The sequence below is a fragment of the Kitasatospora sp. NPDC057542 genome (assembly GCF_042801945.1).
Lineage (GTDB): Bacteria > Actinomycetota > Actinomycetes > Streptomycetales > Streptomycetaceae > Kitasatospora.
Map to the genome: position 1 here is coordinate 1 of NZ_JBHVFE010000385.1, position 8,678 is coordinate 8,678.

6 protein-coding genes and 1 pseudogene are annotated in these 8,678 nt (G+C 73.4%); 3 read left to right on the forward strand and 4 right to left on the reverse strand.

Annotated elements, in window-relative coordinates:
• Nucleotides 1-81: 81 nt before the first annotated feature.
• Nucleotides 82-954, forward strand: a complete 873-nt coding sequence (locus ACFU7Y_RS33650) for a hypothetical protein (RefSeq protein WP_380770640.1) — start codon at nt 82-84, stop codon at nt 952-954.
• A gap of 162 nt (nt 955-1,116) precedes the next feature.
• Here ACFU7Y_RS33650 and ACFU7Y_RS33655 read toward each other — a convergent pair.
• Nucleotides 1,117-1,530 (reverse strand): annotated as a pseudogene (locus ACFU7Y_RS33655) (TrmH family RNA methyltransferase); the annotation flags it as partial.
• Nucleotides 1,531-1,540: 10 nt separating this feature from the next.
• Here ACFU7Y_RS33655 and ACFU7Y_RS33660 point away from each other — a divergent pair.
• Nucleotides 1,541-1,681 (forward strand): hypothetical protein, encoded by a 141-nt coding sequence (locus tag ACFU7Y_RS33660; RefSeq protein ID WP_224282099.1) that lies wholly within the window; start codon nt 1,541-1,543, stop codon nt 1,679-1,681.
• A gap of 261 nt (nt 1,682-1,942) precedes the next feature.
• Here the strand turns inward: ACFU7Y_RS33660 and ACFU7Y_RS33665 are convergent, their stop codons facing one another.
• The 3 genes from ACFU7Y_RS33665 to ACFU7Y_RS33675 all read right to left on the reverse strand — a co-directional run bounded on the left by ACFU7Y_RS33665 (nt 1,943) and on the right by ACFU7Y_RS33675 (nt 5,814).
• Complete coding sequence (locus ACFU7Y_RS33665; RefSeq protein ID WP_380770641.1) at nt 1,943-3,523, reverse strand: Na+/H+ antiporter; 1,581 nt, start codon at nt 3,521-3,523, stop codon at nt 1,943-1,945.
• A 289-nt stretch (nt 3,524-3,812) separates the two neighbouring features.
• Nucleotides 3,813-4,679, reverse strand: coding sequence for an NAD-dependent epimerase/dehydratase family protein (locus tag ACFU7Y_RS33670; protein WP_224282101.1), 867 nt, complete (start codon nt 4,677-4,679; stop codon nt 3,813-3,815).
• 229 nt (nt 4,680-4,908) lie between these two features.
• Complete coding sequence (locus ACFU7Y_RS33675; protein ID WP_224282102.1) at nt 4,909-5,814, reverse strand: RNA methyltransferase; 906 nt, start codon at nt 5,812-5,814, stop codon at nt 4,909-4,911.
• Between the two features lie 89 nt (nt 5,815-5,903).
• On the opposite strand from ACFU7Y_RS33675, the gene ACFU7Y_RS33680 reads away from it, so the two are divergent.
• Complete coding sequence (locus ACFU7Y_RS33680) at nt 5,904-8,645, forward strand: SpoIIE family protein phosphatase (RefSeq protein WP_224282103.1); 2,742 nt, start codon at nt 5,904-5,906, stop codon at nt 8,643-8,645.
• Nucleotides 8,646-8,678: the final 33 nt, after the last annotated feature.

Sequence of the window (8,678 nt, forward strand, 5' to 3'; positions counted from 1 at the left end):
GAACGGGGTGTGGGTGCGGGCGGTGGAGACAGGCGCCCGCCGGGGCCCGCCCCTCCCGTCCCCCGGCCCGAGGCGACGCCGGTGACCCGCCCGCTGCGGGAGCGTCCGGACCGTCCGCAGACCCCGCCCCCCGCCCGCCCCGGCCCCCGCGACCGGGCACGGCCCAGGGACCGCCAGCACACCCCCTCCCCCGGTGGGCGGCCCGGCACCTCCCGGCAGCGGCTGCTCCGGCAGCGGCTGGTGGTCTTCGTCACGGTGACCATCGGCGTGGCCCTGGCCATCGCGGCGGCGCAGGGGTGCGAGAACCGCGGCAACCAGAGCGTGCGGCCCCCGACCGCAGTGGTGACGAACGCGGGCTCCGGCGCCAACAGCGGTACGAGCGGCGGCGAGCAGGCGGTGCCGGGGTCGTCGTCGGACGTCGCACGGCAGGCCTCGACCGCGCCGCTCCCGGCAGCGGCGCGCGGGGCCGCGGACGGCGGGCTGACGCCGCCGCAGGCGCCGGTGCCGGCGGTGGACTGGCCCAACCGCAGCTACTCCGACGGGGCCGGCGGGCCTGCCATCGCACTGCAGAACGGGCACTCGGTCGGGGCCGGGCCGCAGGTCGCGCTGAGCGCGGTGCTGCCGGCCCGGTACAAGGACCAGCCGGCCGCGGTGGTCGTCCTGCGGCGGGCGGAGGGCTCGGCGCCGGTCGACCTCGTCCAGCTCTACACCTTCGCCGGGGACGCCCCGGTCGCCACCGCCTCCCGCACCTCGGTGGCGGACCCGCAGGCGGCGGCCACCTGGCGACTCGACGGCAGCACGGTCGTCCGCGAGGAACGCGCGGCCGCCACCGGCGCCGTCACCTCCACCCGCTACGCCGTCCGTCCCGACGGCACCCTCGACGAATCCTGGCCCGGGGCCACCACCCAGCCCCCCGCCGCCGCCCCAGCCCCACCGACCGCCCCCGCAGGCTGACCGCGGGAAGCCGGGCGGGCCGACCTGCGGCGCAGCGCTGTCGGCAGCGGCCGGGCGGTAGCGCGGTCGCTGCGGCACAACACCTCGTCGACACCGAAGCGGCGTGAGAGGTCGAGCGGGCCGAGTCCCGGCACGAGGACCGCACCCACCACCGGGGCGAGGTTATGGGGTGGGGATGGTGACGGCGTAGAAGGCCACGGCTGCGGCGGCGCCGACGTTGAGGGAGTCGATGCCGTGGGCCATGGGGATGCGGACGGGGTGGTGAGCGGCGGCGATGGCGCGGGGAGTGAGGCCGTCGCCCTCGGCGCCGAGCATGAGGGCCGCCTTGGGGAGGCCGTGCGGGGCGAGGCTGTGGAGGTCGACGGCGTCGTCGGCGGGGGTGAGGGCGAGCAGGGTGAAGCCGGCCTCGCGGACGGTGTCGAGCGCGGCGGGCCAGGGGTCCAGGCGGGCGTACGGGACGGCGAAGACGGCGCTCATGGAGACCTTGACGGCGCGCCGGTAGAGCGGGTCGGCGCAGTCGGGCGACAGCAGGACGGCGTCCATGCCGAGGGCGGCGGCGCTGCGGAAGATGGCGCCGGCGACCTTGATGACCACCACGCACGCCACCCGGTCCCGCGCCGACCTTGCCGGGTTCCTCACCGGTGCCGCGCAGAGCGTCTCCGGCATCCTCACCGCCGACTACCCGGCCTCTCCGCCTGCTCCCCCAGCGGCGCACGGGCCCGAATGATCCGGGCAGCTGCTGGGCCGCCGCTATGGCGTGTGCAAGCCGGTCGCCTGTGGCCACGTCCACGGGCCAGCCGGGGACATGGCCGAGGGTGGCGATGACCTGTTGGTACGCGGTACAGGTCGGTACCAGGCGGGTGAGGCCCCAGGTCTTGTGGGCGAGCACGCGTAGCGGGGCGAAGATGCCGCCGGCGGCCTGCTGCTCGCTCTGGGCGCCGATCCGGGGCGGCCGCCCGTACGGGCCCCCGCTTTCGCCGGCCGGTGGTTACGGCGGCGGATCGGTGAAGTCACTCAGGGCCAGCTCGACCCTGATCTCCTCGATGTCCAGGAGCAGCTGCAGTCGGCGCAGGACGATGTCGTCGATGCTGCGCTGGTCCCGCAGGCGGATCAGGGCGCTGCGTTTGACGCCGATCAGGGCGCGGCGCAGTTCGAGCCCGGCACGCGCGCCGGAATCGTCCAGTGGTTCCGCGTCCTCGGCGGCGTACTGGCGCAGTTCGCTCAGGATGGCCTCGGCGGTCTTCGGCGGCGTTTTCAGGCGCTCGGCGTGCTCGGGGAGGGCTTCCACTGCGGCGGCGGCGATGTGGCGGTGGGCGCGGCGTTCCTCGGTGGTCTCGTCGGGATCTCCGTGCAGTCCGGACCAGCGGATCACCGCAGGCATGGTCGTCCCCTGGAGGAGCAGTGTGACCAGGATGACGGTGACGGCGGTGAAGACCAGCAGACCGTGTCCCGCGAGCGGCCGGCCCGCGGTGGTGGTGGCCGGGACGGCGAGGACGGCCGCCAGCGACACGGCCCCGCGCACCCCGCTCCAGGCGAGTGGGAACCTCTGCCGGGCACCGGTCCGCAGTGTGCGCTGGACGGGGCGGCGGTCGACGGCGCGGATGACGTAGGGCACCGAGTACTGCCACAGCACGCGGGTGGCGATCACCACGCCGCTGACCAGCAAGGCGGTGATGGCCGCGTGTCCCGGGGAGACGGAGCCGATCGCGCTGACGATGGCGGGTGTCTGAATGCCGACCAGGACGAAGAGAGCGCTGTTGAGGATGGAGGTGCTCACCTCCCAGAAGCAGGTGATCTGCACTCGCGCGCCCGCGCTGATCACCTTGGGGCCCGCCTGGCTGAGGATGAGACCACAGGTGACCACTGCCAGGACGCCGGAGACGCCCACGGCCTGCGCGGGCAGATAGGTGGCGAACGGGGTGAGCACGCCCAGGGCGTTCTCCACCGTGCGGTCCCGCAACCGCCTGCGCAGGGCCACGACGGCGGCGGCACATGCGGAGCCGATCGCGACACCGCCCACGTAGGCGAGCAGGAATCGCACGGCGGTACCCGACCAGCTGACGGCCAGTTGCTGAACGGCGACGCCGACCACCACCGCGTACAGGGCGAGCGCGGTGCCGTCGTTGATCAGGCTCTCCGCCCGGAGGATGGTCCGGACCCTGCGGGGCAGCTTCCGGGCGACCGTCGCCACGGCGATGGCGTCGGTGGGGGCGACGACAGCACCCAGGACCCAGGCGAGCGGCCAGGAGAGGCCCAGCGCGTGCCCCACCGCGGCCACGGCGGCAGCGGTGGCCAGCACCAGGCCGGTCGCGAGCAGCACGATGGCGCGCAGGTTCGTCCGGATCTCACGGAGCGAGGTGGTCAGCGACTCCCAGTAGAGCAGTGGGGGCAGGAACAGCAGCAGGACCACCTCGGGAGGCAGGGCCAGCCGGTGGAAGTCGGGGGTCAGGCCGATCAGGCAGCCGCCCGCCACCAGCAGGACCTGCTCGTTCCACTGCAGGCGGCGAGCCAGCCACGTCATGGTCAGCACGGCCGCGAGGACCACCACGGTGACTTCCAGGCCACGCATCCGGCACCGCCTTCCTGCTGGGGCAAGCAGCCCCTCTCCCTCGTGACCGGCCGTTGCCCGGTGCCCGCCGGGTACCTCTCCTCCCATATTGGACGGCTGTCGGCCTTCGGAGACGGGAGGCGGACGACGACGGCCGAGAAGGCAGCCAGACCGCGGACATGGAGGAGGCGCCGCTTGAGCAGGGTCTTGCCAAGATCCGGCACGCCGCCCCAGGGGCAACACTCGGCGCGGTAGGGGTGAGAGTGTTGTCCGGGCACCGCACCTACCGGGCGGCCGGGCCGGGTGTGGTTCAGCTCTGGGCGAGTTCGGCCAAGGCGTTGAGGTGGGTGGGCGTCCAGCCGAGCTCGTGGCGGGCCCGGGCGCCGGTGAGCTGCTGGTCGAGGGCGAACGCCTCGGCGATCGGGCCCATCCGCCGCACGGCCTCGTCAAGGGACAACGAGTCGATCCTGCCCGGGCATCCCGCGGCGTGGCTGAGGGCCCGGGTGATGTCCGCCAGCAAGAGGTTCTGTCCGCTGACCCCGGCGTAGGCGGAACCAGCCGGGGCGTTCATGGCCAGGACGAACAACTCGGCGATGTCGTCGACGTGAACCAGCGCCCAGTGATTGGAGCCGTCCCCGACGCAGGGCACGGCACCGGCGGTGCGCCCCGGCTCGACGAAGAACAACTGCACCAGCCCGCCGGAACGCCCGTAGACCAGCCCCGGCATCACCACCACCGGATGCTCTCCGGTGGCCACCCGGGCGAGCACACGCCTTTCGTTCTCCAGACGCCAGGCGGTGATGCGCGGCGGGTTCAGCGGGGCGTCCTCGTCGACGGCCCCGTCGGTGTTGCCGTACACCCACACCCCGCCGGTATGCACGTAAGGACGGCTTCCCGCACCCTCCTGCAGTGCGTGCGCCGCGGCCCGGTCGATCTCTGCCGTGCCCTCGGTGTAGTCCACCCCGAGATGGATGACCCCGTCGGCCTGGCGGGCCGCCTCCCGAAGGACGTCGGTGTCGGTGAGCGCCCCCGCGACAGGGGTGGCGCCCAGGTCCGACACGATGCGCGCAGAGTTCTCGCTGCGCGCCAGCGCCGTCACCTTCATACCGTGCCGGATCAGCGCCACGACGGTGGAGCGGCCGATGTAACCGGAGCCGCCTGTGATGAAGACCCGCATCGCTTTCACCGTCCTTTCGGATGGCAGCGGGATGTCCGCCACTGCTCAAGCCTTGCAGACCAAAGACTCCACAGCCCTGCAAGAGCCCACGCCTCGTGGGCTCGACTCCGCGTCGCTGTGGGCAAGTTCGCTCGCCGTCCCGACCCTCGCCGATACCGCTTCGGGGTACATCACCGGTGATCCGCCGGGTTGGAGGAGCGTGGGGAACCCATGAGTTGCCCTGAGCGATCTACCGGACCAGCTCACCTCGCGGGCGGGTCGCGTAGAAGGCCACCGCCGAGGCTGCTGCGACGTTGAGCGAGTCGACACCGGCATCCATAGGGATGCGGACATGCTCGTCGACCGAAGCGAGTGTCGTGGCGGCGAGGCCGTCGCCCTCCGTGCCGAAAACCAGGGCGAGCTTCTCGTCGTCCCGCGAAGCGAGTTCATCGAGGGTGATCGCCTTGTCACTCAGGCACAGTGCCGCGACCGTGAAGCCTGCGGAACGCAGGATCTCGATGTCCTTCGGCCAGGCCTCCAGGCGAGTCCACGGCACCTGGAAGACGGCGCCCATCGACACCTTCACGGACCGGCGGTAGAGGGGATCGGCACAGCGCGGGGTGAGGAGGATCACGTCAACGCCCAGGGCAGCTGCATTCCTGAAGGCCGCCCCCATGTTGGCGTGATCGACGATGTCCTCGAACACGGCGACGCGCCGAACTGCATGTTCTGGTAGACCCAAAGGCGATACCGCGCCGAGGTTGGTGTGGTCGACCAGGCCCTCCAGCACCGCGACTCGCCGGGCCCCGGCGAGCACGTGCGCGGCGTCCGGAAGGGGCTTGCGCTCCATCGAGGCGAGGGCGCCGCGGTGCACGTGGTAGCCGGTGACGGCTTCGGCGAGCGCGGGCTCGACCACGTGGACGGGGGCATCGGCCTCGGCGATGACGTCGCCCATGACCTCCAGCCACTTGGGGGTGAGCAGCATCGACCGCATCCGGTAGCCGGCGGCGAGGGCGCGGCGGATGACCTTCTCCCCCTCGGCGATGAAGAGGCCCTCGGCGGGTTCGCGGCGGCGGCGCAGCTCGACGTCGGTGAGGCCGGTGTAGTCGGCGAGTCGGGGGTCGGCCGGGTCGGTGATGGTGCGGGGTTCGGACACCCTGCGATCTTGCCAAGCCCGGGCGGGGAAGGCCAAACGGCCGAGAGAGCGAGGTGGTCCTCGGCTGGCCGTAGTGCAAACATGGCCATATGGCCCGAAATCCGGGCCGATCCTGGGCTGCGTCGGCCTCTGGCGCCACTGGCTCCGCCGGCTCCTCCGGTGGGCGCCCACACGGTCGGCCGCATCTGCCGCGCGCGAAGCGGCGGTGGCCGGTGTGGCACCGGTCGGTGGCGGGGCAGGTGTTCGCGCTGCAGATCCTCGTCGTGCTGCTGGTGGTGGTGGCGGCAGCGGTGACACTGGTGGTGCAGTCCCACAGCGACGCCGAGCAGAGGGCGCGCAGCCGTTCGGTGGCGGTGGCGCAGGCCTTCGCCAACTCCCCGGGCATCGTCGCCGGGCTGCGTTCCCCCGACCCGACGGCCGTCCTGCAGCCCAGCGCGGAGGCCGCACGGGTCAGCTCTGGTGTGGACTTCATCGTCGTACTGAACGACCAGGGCATCCGCTACACCCACCCGAACCCTGCGCGGATCGGCCAGAAGTTCGTCGGCGCCTACGAGCCGGCGCTGCAAGGCCACGTGGTGACGGAGCAGCTCACGAGCACGCTCGGCTCGCAGGTGCGGGCGGTGGTCCCGGTGCACGCACCGGACGGCTCGGTGGTCGGGGCGGTCTCGGCGGGGATCACCCTGAGGAACGTCAGCAGCACGAGCGAGCGCCAGCTGCCGGTGGTGCTGGCCGCGGCGGCGGCCGCGGTGGGGCTGGCTACGCTCGGGACGGCGCTGATCAGTCGGCGGCTGCGGCGCCAGACGCACGGGCTGGGCCCGGTCGAGATGACCAGGATGTACGAGCACCACGCGGCGGTGCTGCACGCGGTGCGCGAGGGGGTGATGATCGTCGGCGGGGACGGGCGGCTGCTGCTCTGCAACGACGAGGCGCGTCGGCTGCTGGACCTGCCGCCGGACGCCGAGGGCCGCCCGGTGGCCGAACTGGGCCTGGAGCAGGCACCGCTGGAACTGCTGGCCGCCGGCCGCCCGGTGACCGACGAGGTGGTGCTGTCCGGGGAGCGGCTGCTGGCGGTGAACGTGCGGCTGATCGGCCAGGCGGGCGGCCCGCCCGGCTGCGTCGCCACGCTGCGCGACTCCACCGAACTGGCGGCGCTGTCCGGCCGGGCCGAGCGCGCGCAGCGGCGGCTGCGGCTGCTGTACGACGCCGGGGTGACGGTGGGCAGCACGCTGGACGTGACGCGGACGGCGGAGGAGCTGGCGCAGGTCGCGGTGCCGCGGTTCGCGGACTTCGTCACGGTGGACCTGGCGGACCAGGTGCTGACCGGCGAGGAACCGCCGCCGGGCTCCTCGCTGGGGCGGATGCGCCGTGCCGCGGTGGCCGGCGTACGGGACGACGCGCCGTTCTACCCGGTCGGCACGGTACTGGACGTGGTGCCCGCGACGCCGCTGGCCAGGGCGCTGCACAGCGGGGAGCCGGGTATCGAGCCGCACCTGCCGCAGGCCACCCGGTGGCGGGAGCAGGACCCGGAGCAGTCGGCCCAGGTGCTGGCGTACGGGGTGCACTCGCTGGTGCGGGTGCCGCTGCGGGCCCGCGGGGCGCTGCTGGGGGTGGCCCGGTTCTGGCGGGCGCAGCGGGCTGAACCGTTCGAGTCGGAGGACCTGGCGCTGGCCGAGGAGCTGGTGGCGCACGCGGCGGTGTGCATCGACAACGCCCGCCGCTACACCCGGGAGCACACCATGGCGGTGACGCTCCAGCACAGCCTGCTGCCGCGCAGACTGCCCGAGCAGACCGCGCTGGACGTGGCGCACCGCTACCTGCCGGCCCACGCCGGGGTGGGCGGGGACTGGTTCGACGTGATCCCGCTGCCGGGCGCGCGAGTGGCGCTGGTGGTCGGGGACGTGGTGGGGCACGGGCTGCACGCGGCGGCGACGATGGGCCGGCTGCGCACGGCGATCCACAACTTCTCGACCCTGGACCTGCCGCCGGACGAACTGCTGGGACACCTGGACGAGCTGGTGAACCGGATCGACCAGGACGAGGCGGCGGGCGGTGAGCACGCGGAGCTGGCCGGGGCGACCTGCCTGTACGCGATCTACGACCCGGTGTCGCGGCGCTGCACGCTGGCCACCGCCGGGCACCCGCCGCCGGCCGTGGTGGACCCGCAGGGCCGGGTGGTGTTCCCGGAGCTGCCGACCGGGCCGCCGCTGGGGCTGGCGGTGCTGCCGTTCGAGACCGCCGAGCTGGAGCTGGCCGAGGGCAGCCGGCTGGTGCTGTACACGGACGGGCTGGTGGAGGGCCGCGAGCGGGACATCGACGAGGGGCTGGAACTGCTGCGGGCGGCGCTGTCCGGGCCGCCGCGGACGCCCGAGCAGACCTGTGTGGACGTGCTCGGGGCGATGCTGCCGGAGCACCCGGAGGACGACATCGCGCTGCTGGTGGCGCAGACCAGGGTGCTGGCGCCGGACCGGGTGGCGCAGTGGGAGGTGCCCTCCGACCCGGCCGCGGTGGGCGAGGTCCGGGCGGCGGTGGCGGAGCGTCTGACGGCCTGGGGGCTGGCGGAGGCCGCGTTCGTGACCGAGCTGATCCTGAGCGAGCTGGTGACCAACGCGATCCGGTACGGTTCCGGGCCCATCCGGGTGCGGCTGTTGCGGGACCGTTCGTTGATCTGCGAGGTGTCGGACGGCAGCAGCACGTCGCCGCACCTGCGGTACGCGGCGACCGAGGACGAGGGCGGGCGCGGGCTGTTCCTGGTCGCGCAGTTCGCGGACCGCTGGGGGACGCGCTACACCGCGACCGGGAAGGTCATCTGGACGGAGCAGCCGCTGGAGTAGCCGTGGAGTGGGAAGTCGGACCAGCCGACTTCC

Coding starts and splice junctions, on each gene's coding strand:
- ACFU7Y_RS33670 (WP_224282101.1), bottom strand. CDS start 4,679: ATGCGGGTCTTCATCACAGGCGGCTCCGGTTACATCGGCCGCTCCACC.
- ACFU7Y_RS33680 (WP_224282103.1), top strand. CDS start 5,904: ATGGCCCGAAATCCGGGCCGATCCTGGGCTGCGTCGGCCTCTGGCGCC.
- ACFU7Y_RS33665 (WP_380770641.1), bottom strand. CDS start 3,523: ATGCGTGGCCTGGAAGTCACCGTGGTGGTCCTCGCGGCCGTGCTGACC.
- ACFU7Y_RS33660 (WP_224282099.1), top strand. CDS start 1,541: ATGACCACCACGCACGCCACCCGGTCCCGCGCCGACCTTGCCGGGTTC.